The organism is Agromyces kandeliae (assembly GCF_009674665.1).
GTDB lineage: Bacteria > Actinomycetota > Actinomycetes > Actinomycetales > Microbacteriaceae > Agromyces > Agromyces kandeliae.
The window spans coordinates 395,529-409,111 of the sequence record NZ_WKJD01000006.1 but is presented as its reverse complement, the minus strand read 5'-3'; the positions used below and the strand labels follow the sequence as shown (position 1 = coordinate 409,111).

At 73.0% G+C, this 13,583-nt stretch carries 14 protein-coding genes; 10 read left to right on the top strand and 4 right to left on the bottom strand.

Going from position 1 to position 13,583, the window contains the following annotated elements; all coding sequences use genetic code 11:
- Positions 1-95: 95 nt before the first annotated feature.
- Complete coding sequence (locus GJR97_RS04220; RefSeq protein ID WP_154345221.1) at positions 96-740, bottom strand: Maf family protein; 645 nt, start codon at positions 738-740, stop codon at positions 96-98.
- 61 nt (positions 741-801) lie between these two features.
- Between GJR97_RS04220 and GJR97_RS04215 the strand changes: the two genes are divergently transcribed.
- The 4 genes from GJR97_RS04215 (at position 802) to GJR97_RS04200 (ending at position 5,163) form a co-directional block, all read left to right on the top strand.
- Positions 802-2,154: a class I SAM-dependent RNA methyltransferase gene (locus tag GJR97_RS04215; RefSeq protein ID WP_154345220.1), complete on the top strand. Its 1,353-nt coding sequence runs from the start codon at positions 802-804 to the stop codon at positions 2,152-2,154.
- A 75-nt stretch (positions 2,155-2,229) separates the two neighbouring features.
- Entirely contained in the window at positions 2,230-2,934 is a 705-nt protein-coding gene (locus GJR97_RS04210; RefSeq protein ID WP_324613133.1) for a response regulator transcription factor, read from the top strand.
- Complete coding sequence (locus GJR97_RS04205) at positions 2,921-4,156, top strand: sensor histidine kinase (RefSeq protein ID WP_154345219.1); 1,236 nt, start codon at positions 2,921-2,923, stop codon at positions 4,154-4,156. Before GJR97_RS04210 ends, GJR97_RS04205 begins: the two co-directional genes overlap by 14 nt.
- Complete coding sequence (locus GJR97_RS04200; protein ID WP_154345218.1) at positions 4,153-5,163, top strand: hypothetical protein; 1,011 nt, start codon at positions 4,153-4,155, stop codon at positions 5,161-5,163. Before GJR97_RS04205 ends, GJR97_RS04200 begins: the two co-directional genes overlap by 4 nt.
- Before the next feature lie 344 nt (positions 5,164-5,507).
- Here the strand turns inward: GJR97_RS04200 and GJR97_RS04195 are convergent, their stop codons facing one another.
- Together GJR97_RS04195 and GJR97_RS04190 are read right to left on the bottom strand one after the other, a co-directional pair.
- Positions 5,508-5,738, bottom strand: coding sequence for an acyl-CoA carboxylase epsilon subunit (locus tag GJR97_RS04195; protein ID WP_154345217.1), 231 nt, complete (start codon positions 5,736-5,738; stop codon positions 5,508-5,510).
- A gap of 8 nt (positions 5,739-5,746) precedes the next feature.
- Positions 5,747-7,372 carry an acyl-CoA carboxylase subunit beta gene (locus GJR97_RS04190; RefSeq protein ID WP_154345216.1) on the bottom strand — a complete coding sequence of 542 codons (1,626 nt, stop codon included), beginning with the start codon at positions 7,370-7,372 and terminating at the stop codon, positions 5,747-5,749.
- Between the two features lie 113 nt (positions 7,373-7,485).
- Here GJR97_RS04190 and GJR97_RS04185 point away from each other — a divergent pair, with 113 nt between their 5' ends.
- The 3 genes from GJR97_RS04185 to GJR97_RS04175 all read left to right on the top strand — a co-directional run bounded on the left by GJR97_RS04185 (position 7,486) and on the right by GJR97_RS04175 (position 9,840).
- Positions 7,486-8,325, top strand: coding sequence for a biotin--[acetyl-CoA-carboxylase] ligase (locus GJR97_RS04185; protein ID WP_154345215.1), 840 nt, complete (start codon positions 7,486-7,488; stop codon positions 8,323-8,325).
- A gap of 7 nt (positions 8,326-8,332) precedes the next feature.
- A complete protein-coding gene (locus GJR97_RS04180; RefSeq protein ID WP_154345214.1) occupies positions 8,333-8,893 on the top strand; it encodes a PH domain-containing protein in 561 nt (186 codons plus the stop codon).
- A 332-nt stretch (positions 8,894-9,225) separates the two neighbouring features.
- A complete protein-coding gene (locus tag GJR97_RS04175; protein ID WP_324613132.1) occupies positions 9,226-9,840 on the top strand; it encodes a DarT ssDNA thymidine ADP-ribosyltransferase family protein in 615 nt (204 codons plus the stop codon).
- Here the strand turns inward: GJR97_RS04175 and GJR97_RS04170 are convergent.
- Positions 9,807-10,418: a GtrA family protein gene (locus tag GJR97_RS04170; RefSeq protein ID WP_324613131.1), complete on the bottom strand. Its 612-nt coding sequence runs from the start codon at positions 10,416-10,418 to the stop codon at positions 9,807-9,809. The genes GJR97_RS04175 and GJR97_RS04170 overlap by 34 nt on opposite strands.
- A gap of 66 nt (positions 10,419-10,484) precedes the next feature.
- Between GJR97_RS04170 and GJR97_RS04165 the strand changes: the two genes are divergently transcribed.
- From GJR97_RS04165 to GJR97_RS04155, 3 genes are all read left to right on the top strand, one after another.
- Positions 10,485-11,627 (top strand): 5-(carboxyamino)imidazole ribonucleotide synthase, encoded by a 1,143-nt coding sequence (locus GJR97_RS04165; protein WP_154345310.1) that lies wholly within the window; start codon positions 10,485-10,487, stop codon positions 11,625-11,627.
- A gap of 114 nt (positions 11,628-11,741) precedes the next feature.
- Complete coding sequence (gene purE / locus GJR97_RS04160; RefSeq protein WP_154345309.1) at positions 11,742-12,209, top strand: 5-(carboxyamino)imidazole ribonucleotide mutase; 468 nt, start codon at positions 11,742-11,744, stop codon at positions 12,207-12,209.
- Complete coding sequence (locus GJR97_RS04155; RefSeq protein WP_154345212.1) at positions 12,206-13,570, top strand: LCP family protein; 1,365 nt, start codon at positions 12,206-12,208, stop codon at positions 13,568-13,570. Before purE ends, GJR97_RS04155 begins: the two co-directional genes overlap by 4 nt.
- Positions 13,571-13,583: the final 13 nt, after the last annotated feature.

Genomic DNA, 13,583 nt, shown 5'->3' with positions numbered 1-13,583 from the left:
ACAAAAAAGGCCTGCAGCTGTTTCGGTGAGCGACAACGAGCGGATGCCACGGGCCCGCGACGGCCACGCGACACGCCGCGTCGCGGCGCGGGGGATCAGCTCGTGCCGAGGTCCCAGAGGTCGATCCACGCGACGCCGAGCTCGCGGACGAGGTCGCGCAGCGTCGACAGCGAGAGACCCACGACCGTCGACGGATCGCCGTCGACGGAGCGGATGAAGGGGCCTCCGAGGCTGTCCACCGTGAACGCGCCGGCGACCGCCAGCGGCTCGCCGGTGGCGATGTACGCGTCGATCTCCGCATCGTCGAGTTCGGCGAACTCGACCACGGCCGACGCCGGACGACCGACCGAGCCGCGCACCGCGCCGCCGCGATGGTCGATCACCCAGTGGCCCGACCAGAGCACGCCCGAACGCCCGTTCTGCCCGGCCCACCGCTCGCGCGCGACGTCGGGGCGGTGCGGCTTGCCGTGCAGCACGCCGTCGACGAGGAACGCGGAGTCGCCGCCGAGGATCAGGCCGTCGATCGGCGCCCCGTCGACGTCGCGCCCGATGATCGCCTCCGCCTTGCGCTGCGCGAGCAGCTGCACCAGTTCCCGCGGGGCCAGCGGACCGTGCTCGGCCTCGTGCTCCGCGACGGCCGCCTCCTCGTCGACCCCGGGTGCCACGAGGAGCGGCTCGATCCCCGCCTGGCGGAGCAGCTGGCGGCGTGCGGGCGAGGTCGACGCGAGATACAGGCGCATGCCTCCATCCTGCCGGTGCCGCTCCCGGCTCGCATGCGGCCCGATGTGCGATGCTCGGACGATGGCCAACTCGCGTCGCCGCCCCGCTCGCGGCACCCGCCCGGCGGGCGCTCGCCGCCCCGCCCCGGCACGCCCGGCGGAGCCCGGTCCCGTGCTCGAGCTCGACGTCGAGCGGATCGCCCACGGCGGCGTCGCCGTCGCCCGCCACGAGGGCCGCGTCGTCTTCGTGGCGGACGCGATCCCGGGCGAGCGCGTGCGCGCCCAGGTGACGGACGCCGGGCACGACCGATTCTGGCGCGCCGAGACGGTCGAGGTGCTCGACGCCTCGCCCGATCGCCGCGAGCACGTCTGGGCCGAGGCATCCGTCGACCGCGCACCCGAGGACCGGGCCGGCGGCGCCGAGTTCGGGCACATCGTGTTGCGCCGGCAGCGCGAGCTGAAGGCCGACGTGCTCCGCGACGCCCTCGCGAGGATGGGCGGCATCGAACGGGAGGTCGACGTGCGCGGGGTCGACCCTGCGCTCGCCCCCGGCGTCGACCCGGAGTCCGGTACCGGCTGGCGCACGCGGGTGCGCCTGCACGTCGGCGCGGAGGGTGCAGTGGGACCGTACGCGGCGCGCAGCCATCGGATCGTGCCGGTCGCCTCGCTTCCGCTCGCAGTCGCCGAGATCGAGTCGATCGCGCCGCTCGGCGCCGACCGCGGCACGGCGGACGCCGACGTCGGCGCCACGGCGATCGACCTCGTCGCCCCGTCCACGGGTGCCGCCGAACTCGTGATCCGCACCGCGGGGGACCGACGCCCCGAGCACCCGCCGACGATCGTCGAGCGCGTGGGCGAGCGCAGCTTCACCCTCGACCGCGGCGGCTTCTGGCAGGTCCACCGGGGCGCGGCGGCGACGCTGACGCGCGCCGTGCAGGCGGCCGTCGACCCCGGCCGATTCGACCCCGATGCGGAGAACCAGGACCTGTACGGCGGCGTCGGCCTGCTCGCGGCCGCGGTCGGCGACCGATTCGGGCCGTCCACGAGGATCACGACGGTGGAGGCGGACGCCCGTGCGACCGAGCACGCGGGCGCCAACCTCGCCGACTGGATCGGCGCGCGCGCCGTCACGGACCGCGTGGATCGCTACCTCGACCGGCTTGCCGGCGCGGCGGATGCCTCGACCCGCGGCCTCCGCGGTGCCACGGTGGTGCTCGATCCGCCGCGTGCCGGTGCGGGGCGCGCAGTCGTCGAGCGGCTGACCGAGCTGCGGCCCGCCCAGGTGGTGTACGTCGCCTGCGACCCCGTCGCGCTCGCGCGCGACGTGGCGACCTTCCGCGCGACGGGCTACGAGATCGAGGCCTTGGACGCGTTCGACCTCTTCCCGAACACCCATCACGTCGAGGCGGTCGCGCGGTTCGCCGCTATCGTGTGAGGACGGCGGCAATCGCGTGGTCGAGTCCGCGCGGGCGCCGGCACGACAGGAGGACGGCGTGACGGGGGAGTGCGCGTGACGACGGTGACGGGCGAGGCAGGTACGACGGCCGCCACGACGGTCGCGATCGTCGACGACCACGAGGCGGTGCGGCTCGGGCTGCGCGCCGCGTGCCGGGACGCCGGCTACGAGGTCGTCGCTGACACCGCCGACGTGCCGACGCTGCTCGCCGCATTCGACGACCCTGCCGTGGATCCGCCCAAGGTCGTGCTCCTCGACCTCTCGCTCGGCGACGGATCGAACGTGACCGATAACGTCCGGGCGGTCCTCGCCACGGGAAGCCAGGTGCTCGTGCACAGCATCGCCGACCGGGTCGCCGCGGTGCGCGAGGCGCTCGCGGCCGGTGCCGCGGGCGTCATCCCGAAGTCCTCGCCGACGGCGTCGGTGATCGCTGCGATCGCGACGGTCGCGCGCGGCGACGCGCTGAACAACGTCGAGTGGGCGAGTGCCATCGAAGCCGACCGGGACTTCGCGAAGGCGCAGCTCGGGCGGCGCGAGCACGACGTCCTGCACCTCTACGCGTCGGGCCTGCCGTTGAAGCTCGTGGCCCAGCAGCTCGGCATCGCGCATTCGACGGCGCGCGAGTACCTCGACCGCATCCGGGCGAAGTACGTCGAGGTGGGGCGGCCCGCCCCGACGAAGGTCGACCTGCTTCGCCGCGCGGTCGAGGACGGCATCCTCCCGGGGCTCGATGCCGAGGCCGGGGATGCCCGCCGCTGACCTGCGGGCGAGCCGCCTCGTCCCGCGCCGCGCGGCGGTGAGCCGCGCGCAGGTCGAGACCGTCGCCGGCCGCGCGCTGGGGGCCTTCGGCCTGGTGTTCGGCGCGCAGACGGTGCCGACCGCGATCGACGAGGCGCGCCTCATGGTGGACGGAGCGGGCGTGGCGATGATGGCGGTCGTCTACGGCGCGATCGCCGCACTCGCCGCGGCGACGTTCACGCGCGTCGCGGTGCGGGCGGCGGCGCTCGCGTTCGCGGCGATCTACGTCATCGCACTTCTCGCCTGGCCGTTCCTCGTGGTCGACACGACGTCCATGGCGGGGCGGACGCCGTGGCTCTACTACCTCTGCACGGTCGCGACGACCGCGGCGGTGATCGCTCTCCCCGTCGTGCCGGCGGCCGCGTACACCATCGCGGTCCCGGCGGTCTACGGCGTCGTCCGACTGAGCCCGTCCGGCGGGGGCGCGGGCGCACTCCTCTCGGTGCTCGACACCATGTACGCGGTGATCCTCGGCGTCGTCGTGCTCGTGATCATCACCATGCTCAGGCAGGCCGCGATCGCGGTGGACGCCGCGCAGGAGGCCGCGCTCGAACGCTACGACGCCGTGGCGCGGCGCCACGCGATCGAGATCGAGCGAGTGAAGGTCGACGCCCTCGTGCACGACAGCGTGCTGACGACCCTGCTCTCGGCAGCGGCGTCGCGGACGCCCGCCGAGCGCGCGCTCGCCGCGCGCATGGCCACCGACGCGGTGCGCAGGCTCGACGAGGCCGCCGTCGAGGTCCCGGGCGTCGACGACCGCGTCGCCCTCACCGTGCTCACGCGTCGGCTCCGGGGCGGCGTCGCCGGGTTCTCCGCGCCGTTCATCGTCCGCGTCGAGGGCGCCGACGGGGTGGAACTGCCCGTCGAGGCGATCGACGCGCTGTCGTCGGCCGCGATGCAGGCCATGGTGAACAGCGTGCAGCACGCCGACGGCCCGATCGGTCGCGTGCGCCGGGAACTCGAGGTCCGCGGCGTCGGGGCGGGGGGATGCGTCATCCGCGTCATCGACAACGGGTCGGGCTTCGACCCGGCCGCCGTCCCCCCGAGCCGCCTCGGGCTCCGGGTCTCGATCGAGGAGCGGATGGCGAACGAGGGCGGTTCCGCGAGGGTCGCATCCGCTCCCGGCGAGGGGACGACGGTGACGCTCGCATGGCCGGCGGGAGTGCAGGGGAGCGAGGGATGATCTCCGTCCCCCGCTGGCTGCTCATGGCGCTCGCCGCGATGTTCTCCGGCTACCACGTCGTGCTCGGCGTCTCGTCGTTGTCGACGGATGTCGCGGCCTCGCCGTGGCCGATCATCGTCGCGCTGGTGCTGTACGCCGTCGCGACCGTCCTCAGCCTCTGGCCCGCACGGCGTGCACGCATGCCGGACTGGCTCGCCGCCCTCGACCTGGCCGTCGGCATCGTGCTGCCGGTGCTGGTCACGAGCCAGCTCGATCCATCGGCGGACAACGGGTACGCGACGTGGTACGTCGCAGCGGTCGGAACGCTGATGACCATCGCGGCCGCGCGCCGGCAATTGGTCGTCGCATGGGCGGGCGTCATCGTGCTCGCCGTGCAGACGGTCGTGTGGGCGGGGCCGCTCGCGCTCGGGCAGCTCGGCGTGATCGGCAGCCTCGTCTGGGTCGGGATCGCCCACATGCTCTCCGCCGCCCTCGCCGGCGCGGCCCGGGCGACCAGGCGCTACGCGCAGGCCGAACGCGAGGCGGCGGCGTGGCAGGCCGCGCAGGACGCGCACCTGTTCGAGGGGCGCATGCGGCTCGCGCAGACGCAGCGCCTGGCCTCGCCGATGCTCCGGCGCGTCGCCGACGTCGGCCACGCGCTGAGCGACGCCGAGCGCGCGGAGTGCCGCACCCTCGAGGCGGCCATCCGCGACGAGATCCGCGGGCGGATGCTGCTCACGGACGCCGTCCGTGCGGCGGTGCGAAGCGCACGCGATCGAGGCGCCACCGTGACGCTCCTCGACGAGGGCGGGATCGACGAGATCGACGAGGCCGAGCGGGACCGGATCCTGTCGCAGCTGGCCGAGGTGGTCGAGTCGACCCGCGCGGACCGGATCATCGCGCGCACGGCCGCCGAGGGGTCGCCGGTCGCGGTCACCGTCGTCGGACTGAGCGGCGGCAACGGCGAGACGTCCGAGTCGGAGGATGCCGAGGTCGAACTCTGGCTGGAGATCCCGCGCGCGGGCTGAACGGGCAGGCCGGGCGCGAACGGTCCCGACCGCGAGCGGTCCCCGAACGCGAACGGTCCCGGACATGGAAGCGGGGGGTCGGCCCCTACCGACCCCCCAGCAAGCCCGAGTCACGGCGACAACCCGAATATCGCCCTGACTCGCCCCCAGAGCGCCACCGGTTACCCAGCCGGTGACGGATACGACTCCGATGGAGTGCGTACCCACCATGGTACGGATCCGACGCGCCGAGCGAAGTCAGCATTTCGGGGGACATGGGGGACACGACCGGCGAGAATCGTGGGCGCCGGCCGCATCCACCCGCGCGACCGGGGGACGTCGGCGCGACCGGCGTCGGCTGGGGCTCAGCGCCCGGACGCCGCCCATCGCCCGGGACCGACCTCGACCCGGGGCCGCAGCGCATTGCGCGGGTGCGACCATTCGCTGCGCGGCGTCACCTCGTACTCGCCGTGCGCCTCTCGGACCGTCGTCGCGAGCACCGCGGTCACGGCTGCGGCCTCGTCGGCCCTCACGTCGCGGGTCAGGAACCGGAGGTCGAGCGCCTCGGCGTCGCCCTCCTGGGGTGCGCTGGTCATCGTGCCTCCTAGAGCGGGATGTTGCCGTGCTTCTTCGGCGGCAGGCTCGCCCGCTTCGTGCGGAGCGCGCGCAGCGCCTTCGTGACCGAGACGCGCGTCGCCGCCGGTTCGATCACGCCGTCGAGCTCGCCGCGCTCCGCCGCGAGGAACGGGGATGCCACGTTGTAGGTGTACTCGTTGGCGAGCTTGGTGCGCACGGCCGCGACGTCCTCACCGGCCTCCTCGGCCCGCTTGATCTCGCCGCGGTAGAGGATGTTGACGGCGCCCTGGCCGCCCATGACGGCGATCTCGGCGGTCGGCCACGCGAGGTTGATGTCGGCGCCGAGCTGCTTCGAGCCCATGACGATGTACGCGCCGCCGTACGCCTTGCGCGTGATGACCGTGACGAGCGGCACGGTCGCCTCGGCGTACGCGTAGAGCAGCTTCGCGCCGCGGCGGATCACGCCCGTCCACTCCTGGTCGGTTCCGGGCAGGTAGCCCGGCACGTCGACCAGGGTGAGGATCGGGATCGAGAACGCGTCGCAGAACCGCACGAACCGCGAGGCCTTCTCGCCCGCGGCGATGTTCAGCGTTCCGGCCATCTGGCTCGGCTGGTTGGCGATGATGCCGACCGATCGGCCCTCGATGCGCGCGAAGCCGACGACGATGTTCGGCGCGAACAGCGGCTGCACCTCGAGGAAGTCGCCGTGGTCGACGATGCCCTCGATGATCGAGTGCATGTCGTACGGCTGGTTCGGCGAGTCCGGGATGATCGTGTTCAGCCGGCGGTCCTCGTCGGTGATCTCGAGCTCCGTCTCGCTCTCGTAGACCGGCGCCTCGGACATGTTGTTGTCGGGCAGGAACGACACGAGGGTGCGCGCGTAGTCGAGCGCATCGGACTCGTCGCTCGCGAGGTAGTGGGCGACGCCCGAGACCGTGTTGTGGGTGAGCGCCCCGCCGAGCTCCTCCATGCCGACGTCCTCGCCCGTGACGGTCTTGATGACGTCGGGGCCGGTGACGAACATCTGGCTGGTCTTGTCGACCATGATCACGAAGTCGGTGAGGGCGGGCGAGTAGACCGCGCCGCCCGCGGCCGGACCGCAGACGATCGAGATCTGCGGGATCACGCCGGACGCCGCCGTGTTGCGGCGGAAGATCTCGCCGTACTTGCCGAGGGCGACCACGCCCTCCTGGATGCGGGCACCGCCGGAGTCGAGGATGCCGATGATCGGCACGCCGGTCTTCAGCGCGTGCTCCATGACCTTGATGATCTTCTCGCCGGCGACCTCGCCGAGCGAGCCGCCGAAGATGGTGAAGTCCTGCGAGTAGACCGCGACCGGACGCCCGTGGATCGTGCCGAGCCCGGTCACGACCGCGTCGCCGTAGGGGCGCTTCGCGTCCATGCCGAACGCGTGGGTGCGGTGCCGCACGAACTCGTCGAGCTCGACGAAGGAGCCCGGGTCGAGGAGCTCGGCGATGCGCTCGCGCGCGGTCATCTTGCCCTTGGCGTGCTGCTTCTCGATGGCCGCCTCGCCCGAGGCCGTCACGGCCTCGTGGTAGCGCTGCTTGAGGTCGGCGAGCTTGCCCGCAGTGGTGAAGAGGTCGGGGCCGTCGTTCGTCGATTCGGTCACGCCGTTCACTCTACCGGCGCCCATCCGGGCCCGTTCGTTGAGGGATTCCCACAAAAAGCCGTGGCTGCGTGGTGGTGATCGCCACCGTCGGGGCGCCCGCGGACACTACCCTGAACCTCGACGGAAGGGGAGGTCGCATGGACTGGGAGCGATCGCGACGCGCGGTGCCGAGGTTCGAGTGGCTCGACTCGACCGGCTCGACGAACGACGTCCTGCGCGAGGCCGTGACCGGTGCGGATGCCTCGGACTGGCCCCACGGCGCGACCGTCGTGACCGACGACCAGACGCGCGGTCGCGGGCGGCTCGGCCGGACCTGGCTCGCACCGACGGGCAAGACGCTCGCGATCTCGGTCCTCATCCGCCCGAGCGAACTCGGCGGCGCGGTGCTCCCGCCCGACGCGCTCGGCTGGCTCCCCCTCCTGGCGGGCGCGGCGATGACCGAGGCGGTCCGTGGAGCGCTCGCCGCGGCATCCGTCGACCGTGGCGGCGAGGAGGACGGCACGGGCGGCGTCGAGGCATGGCTGAAGTGGCCGAACGACGTCCTGGTGTCGGGGTTCAAGGTGTGCGGCATCCTGTCGGAGCTCCTCGCCGAGGGCACCGTCGTCATCGGCGCCGGCCTCAACCTCACGCTCGACGAGCACGACCTGCCGACGCTCACCTCGACCTCGCTCCAGCTGGCGACGGGCGTCCGGCCCGATGCCGACGCCGTCCTCGCCGAGTACCTGGAGCGACTGCTCGCGTCCATCGGCGACTTCGTCGCATCCGGCGGCGATCCGATCGCCAGCGGGGTCGCCGGTCGGGTCGCGGCGCTGTGCGGCACGCTCGGCCAGGACGTGCGCGTCGAGCTCCCGGGCGGGGGCGAACTCATCGGCGTCGCCGAGCGCATCGACGCCGACGGCCGCCTCGTGGTGCGTGACGATGAGAACGGCGACGAGCAGGCTGTCGCCGCGGGAGACGTCACCCACCTGAGGTATTAATGGGCCTATGGGGGAGACGGCCGACGTTCCCGTGCCCGACGGTGCGGAGCACGTCGTGGCGCGCCTGCGGCGCCACGGCCGGATCCTCGTGCTGCCCGCGCTCCTGCTCATCGCCGTGGCCGGCGTCACGGCGTACGCGGTCCCGTGGCTCGACGACGGCTGGCCGAGGCTCGCGGCGATCGTCGCGGGATCGCTCGTCGTCGTGCTCGGCAGCCTGCTGCCGTACCTCGGCTGGCTGAGCTCGCGGACCACGGTGACCACGCGTCGCGTGATCGTCCGGCGGGGGCTCTTCGTCCGCGTCCGGCGCGAGCTCTGGCACCGTTCGGGCTACGACGTCCAGGTCGCCCGGTCGTGGCTGCAGCGGATGGCGGGCTCGGGCGACGTGCGACTCGAGACCGGGCACGAGGTGGCGGTGGTGATCCGCGACGTGCCGAAGCCCCTCCAGGTGCAGGCCGCGCTGCACGAGCTGATGGCCGACGCGCACGCGCTCGGCGGCCCAGCAGTCGGTCCGGCCGCGCGCCCGGCCGCGTTCGTGTCGACCGATGCCGTCGGCTGGGGCGGTCGCTGACCTTCCGTGGAGCCCGCGCCGAGTCGGAGCGCGTACTCTAGTCCGCGGCCCGAGCACGGTGACGGGCCGATCGGAACGAAGGGCGACACCACTTGGGCGAGGAATGCATCCACGGATTCGACGAGGGTCTCTGCGCGATCTGCTCGCCCCCGCCAGAGCCCGCGGCTGCGCCGAGGCCCGCACGCGCGACGCGCCCGTCGACCGGCCGGAGCGCCCCGCGTGAGCGCGCCACCGCACGCGGGGCCGCGCCGGCGGCATCCGCCCGTTCGAGCCGATCGACGGGCGGTGCCTCGGCCGCGCCCGTCGACGTGGGCGCCACGCGCATCTACCACGTGACCCACATCGAGAACCTCGGACGGATCCTCGGCGCCGGCGCCCTCCTCGCCGATGCGGGGGACCCGCCCGCGACGCCCGCGGTCGACGTCGCCGCGCCCGCCGCGCGCGAGTACCGTCGGAGCGCGACCGTGCCCGACGCCGACGCGACGGTCGCGGAGTACGTGCCGTTCCTGCTCAGCACCGACGCGCACGTGTGGGACGCGATCCGGACCGGCACGCCCGACCCACGACTCGCGGCGGAGGCCGTCGAGCGGGCCGCCGCCGACCACGTCATCCTGGTGTCGTCCGTCGCGGCCGCCGCCGGGGCCCGTCGCGAGACCGACGGCGAGGTCGTCGTGAGCGCGACGGACGCCGCGGTCGGCGGCGCGGAGCTCGCCGCGGACTGGACGGCGGTCTCGCGCGCGATCGTGCGCCTGACGCTCGCCGACGAGGGGGAGGGCCTGCGAACGGGCGAGCTGCTCGTCCGCGGCAGCGTCCCGCTCGAGCGGATCGCGCTCATCGCGGTGTCCAACGATCGCGTCCGCGATCGCGTGCGGGCCGCGTTGCAGGCGGTCGGTGCGAAGACGCGGGTGGCGGTCTACCCGCCCTGGTTCCTCGGCTCCGGCGACTGAGCCGGGTCGGCGGCCGCGCCGTTCGGGTCGACCGCGGGCGCGGCCTGCTCCAGCGGCGGCTGCTCGAAGAGTGCGCGCTGCGCCTCCTCGACGCGCGCGAGGTTCGACAGTCCGTCGCTCCGGTGGTGCCCGTAGACCCAGTACCGGTAGAGCACGAACCGGAACGCCGTCCCCAGGCCGAGGCCGATCACGTTGGACGAGATGTTGTCGGCGAGCAGGCTCGTGAAGCCGAGCAGGTGGTGGCTCACCCAGAGGCAGGCCAACGAGATGGCCATGCCGCCGAGCGAGACGACGAGGTACTCGGCGAACTCGCGCAGCACGTGCCGACGTCGATGACGGCGGAAGGTCCAGTAGCGGTTGCCGAGCCAGTTGAAGACGATCGCGACGCTCGTCGAGATCGTCTTCGCCCCGATCGCCGACTGGGCCCACGTGTCCGTGCCGAACACCCCGACCCGCAGCGCGTTGAAGAGCACGACGTCGATCACGAGGCCGATCAGCCCGACGATGCCGAATTTCAGCAGGTAGGCGAGGAATCCGTGCCACGCCCGCGACGCGAGGGAGCGGAGGGTCTCGGACACCCCCCGATCCTAGACGAGCGGTCGCCCTAGACTGGGATGTCGCGGCGATCGGCGTCGTGGGAACGGATGGTGCGTCACGTGCGAGTCGGAGTGATCGGCGCAGGGCAGCTCGCCCGCATGATGATCCCCGCGGCGATCGAGCTCGGCGTCGAGCTCAGGGTGCTCGCGGAGGCCGACGGCATGGCGGCCGGGCTCGCGGCCGACCGCGTCGGCGACTACACCGACATCGAGACGGTGCTCCCGTTCGCGCGCGAGGTCGACGTCGTCACGTTCGATCACGAGCACGTGCCGCAGGACGTGCTGCGCGCGCTGGTGGAGGCCGGCATCCGGGTGCACCCCGGTCCCGACGCCCTCCGCTTCGCGCAGGACAAGCTCCTCATGCGGGAGCGCCTGTCCGACCTCGGCCTCCCCGTCCCGGAGTGGGCGCGCGTGTCGAGCCCCGACCAGCTCGACGCCTTCATCGCCGAGCACGGCGGCTCGGCCGTCGTCAAGACGCCGCGCGGCGGCTACGACGGCAAGGGAGTGCGCGTGGTGCGCACCGCGGCCGAGGTCGCCGAATGGTTCGCCGCGGTCGCGGAGGACGGCCGCGACGGGGCGCTGCTCGTCGAGGAGCTCGTCGACTTCCGCCGCGAGCTCGCGCAGCTCGTCGCCCGTCGCCCGTCGGGCGAGGTCGTCGCCTGGCCCCTCGTGGAGACCGTGCAGGTCGGCGGCGTCTGCAGCGAGGTCATCGCCCCCGCTCCGCACTCGGCGGGACGGCTCGCCGACGTCGCCGCCGACGTCGCCGTCGCCATCGCCGAGGGGCTCGACGTGACCGGCGTGCTCGCGGTCGAGATGTTCGAGACGACCGACGACCGCGTGCTCGTGAACGAGCTCGCGATGCGACCCCACAACTCCGGGCACTGGAGCATGGACGGCGCGACCACCGGCCAGTTCGAGCAGCACCTCCGCGCCGTGCTCGACCTGCCCCTGGGCGGCACCGGATGCCACGCCGAATGGGCGGTCATGGTGAACCTCCTCGGCGGCCCCGCCGAGGGCACGCTCGCCGAACGGTACGCCGACGCGCTGGCGTCGCACCCGACCGTGAAGATCCACAACTACGGCAAGGAACCGCGCCCGGGCCGGAAGGTCGGCCACGTGACCGCGATCGGCGACGACCTCGACGACGCGGTCTACGAGGCGCGCGCAGCGGCCGCCGCATTGCAGGACTGAGCACCTGCGGCGAGCGGCCCGGCGGAGCGCCGCTGCGGGGAACTCGCAGCAGTCGGCCCTAATATCGTTCGAGTGATCGCAGGCAACCCCTCCACCCCCCTCGTCGGCGTCGTCATGGGCTCGGACTCCGACTGGTCCGTGATGAAGGACGCGTCGGAACTCCTCGATGAGTTCGGCATCGCACACGAGGTCGAGGTGGTCTCGGCGCACCGCACGCCCGAGAAGATGATCGCCTACGGCAAGGAGGCCGCGGGCCGCGGCATCCGCGTCATCATCGCCGGCGCCGGCGGCGCCGCCCACCTGCCGGGCATGCTCGCATCCGTGACCACGCTCCCCGTGGTCGGCGTCCCCGTGCCGCTCTCCCGGCTCGACGGACTCGACTCGCTGCTGTCGATCGTGCAGATGCCCGCCGGCGTCCCGGTCGCGACCGTGTCGATCGGCGGAGCGAAGAACGCCGGCCTCATCGCGGTCAAGATCCTGGCCACCGCCGACGACGCGCTGCGCGACGCCCTCGCCGAGTACGCCGACGCGCTCGCGGCGCTCGTCGAGGAGAAGAACGAACGGCTGAAGTCGAGCCGATGAGCCTCGCCGACAGCCCGATCCGCTACCCGGACACCGGGTCGCGCCCGATCATGACGCGGCGCGGCTGGTGGCTCGTCGGCCTGAACATCCTGATCCCGGGGTCGGCGCAGTCGCTCGCGGGCAACCACCGTCTCGGGCGGCTCGGGCTGGGCGCGACGCTCGCGCTGTGGGCGCTCGTCGTCGTCGCGTTCGTCACGTGGCTCGTCGCACCCGCCGTCGTCTACACGCTCGCGTCGAACAGCATCGTCCTCTGGCTCATCGCGATCGCCGCCGTCTTCTACGCCGTGCTCTGGGTCGTGCTCACGTTCGACACGCTCCGGCTCGTCCGCCTCGTGAAGACCGTCCCGGCCGCGCGGGGCGGCATCGCGGCGCTCGCGATCGCCGCCATGGTGCTGGTCTCGGGGGGCGCCGCCTACGGGGCCTATGTCGCGACGACCGCGAGCGGCTTCCTGTCGTCCGTCTTCGTCGCCGGTCCGAGCGAACCGCCCGTCGACGGGCGCTACAACGTCCTGCTCCTGGGCGGAGACGCCGGGCCGGATCGCGAGGGCCTGCGCCCCGACAGCATCCGCGTCGTGAGCATCGATGCCGAGACCGGCCAGGCGGTGACGATCGGCCTCCCGCGCGACCTGACGAACGTCCCCTTCGACGAGTCCTCGCCGATGCGCGCGACCTACCCCGACGGCTACGGGGCGAACGGCGTCTGCGACGTCGACGTGTGCCAGCTCAACTCGATCTACACCGAGGTCGAGCTGAAGAGTCCCGAGCGCTACCCCGACGCGGTCGCCGAGGGGAGCGAGCCGGGCATCGAGGCGATGCGCGATGCGGCCGAGGGCATCACGGGACTGACGATCCAGTACTACGTGCTCATCGACATGGCCGGCTTCCAGCAGCTCATCGATGCGCTCGGCGGCGTCACGGTCGAGGTCCCGCACGACGTGCCGATCCACGCGGACGAGACCTTCACGACGGTCGCCGAGTGGATCCCCGCCGGGGAGCAGCACCTCGACGGCTACCACGCGCTGTGGTACGCGCGCTCGCGCCACGGCACGAGCGACTACGACCGGATGGCCCGGCAGCTGCAGATCCAGGAGGCCGTGCTCGCCCAGTTCAACGCGGCGAACGTCCTCTCGAAGTTCCAGGACGTCGCGGCGGCCGGCTCCCAGGTCGTGAAGACGGATGTCCCGCAGTCGATGCTCGGGTACTTCGTCGATCTCGCGGGGAAGACCAGGGAACTGCCCATCGTCGACGTGCCGCTCGTGCCCGACAACGGCGTGGATCCGCTCGACCCCGACTACGAGGCGATCCGGCAGATGATCGAGACTGCGCTCATCCCGCCGACGACGGAGCCCGACGAGGGCTGACGAGGTCCGCCGC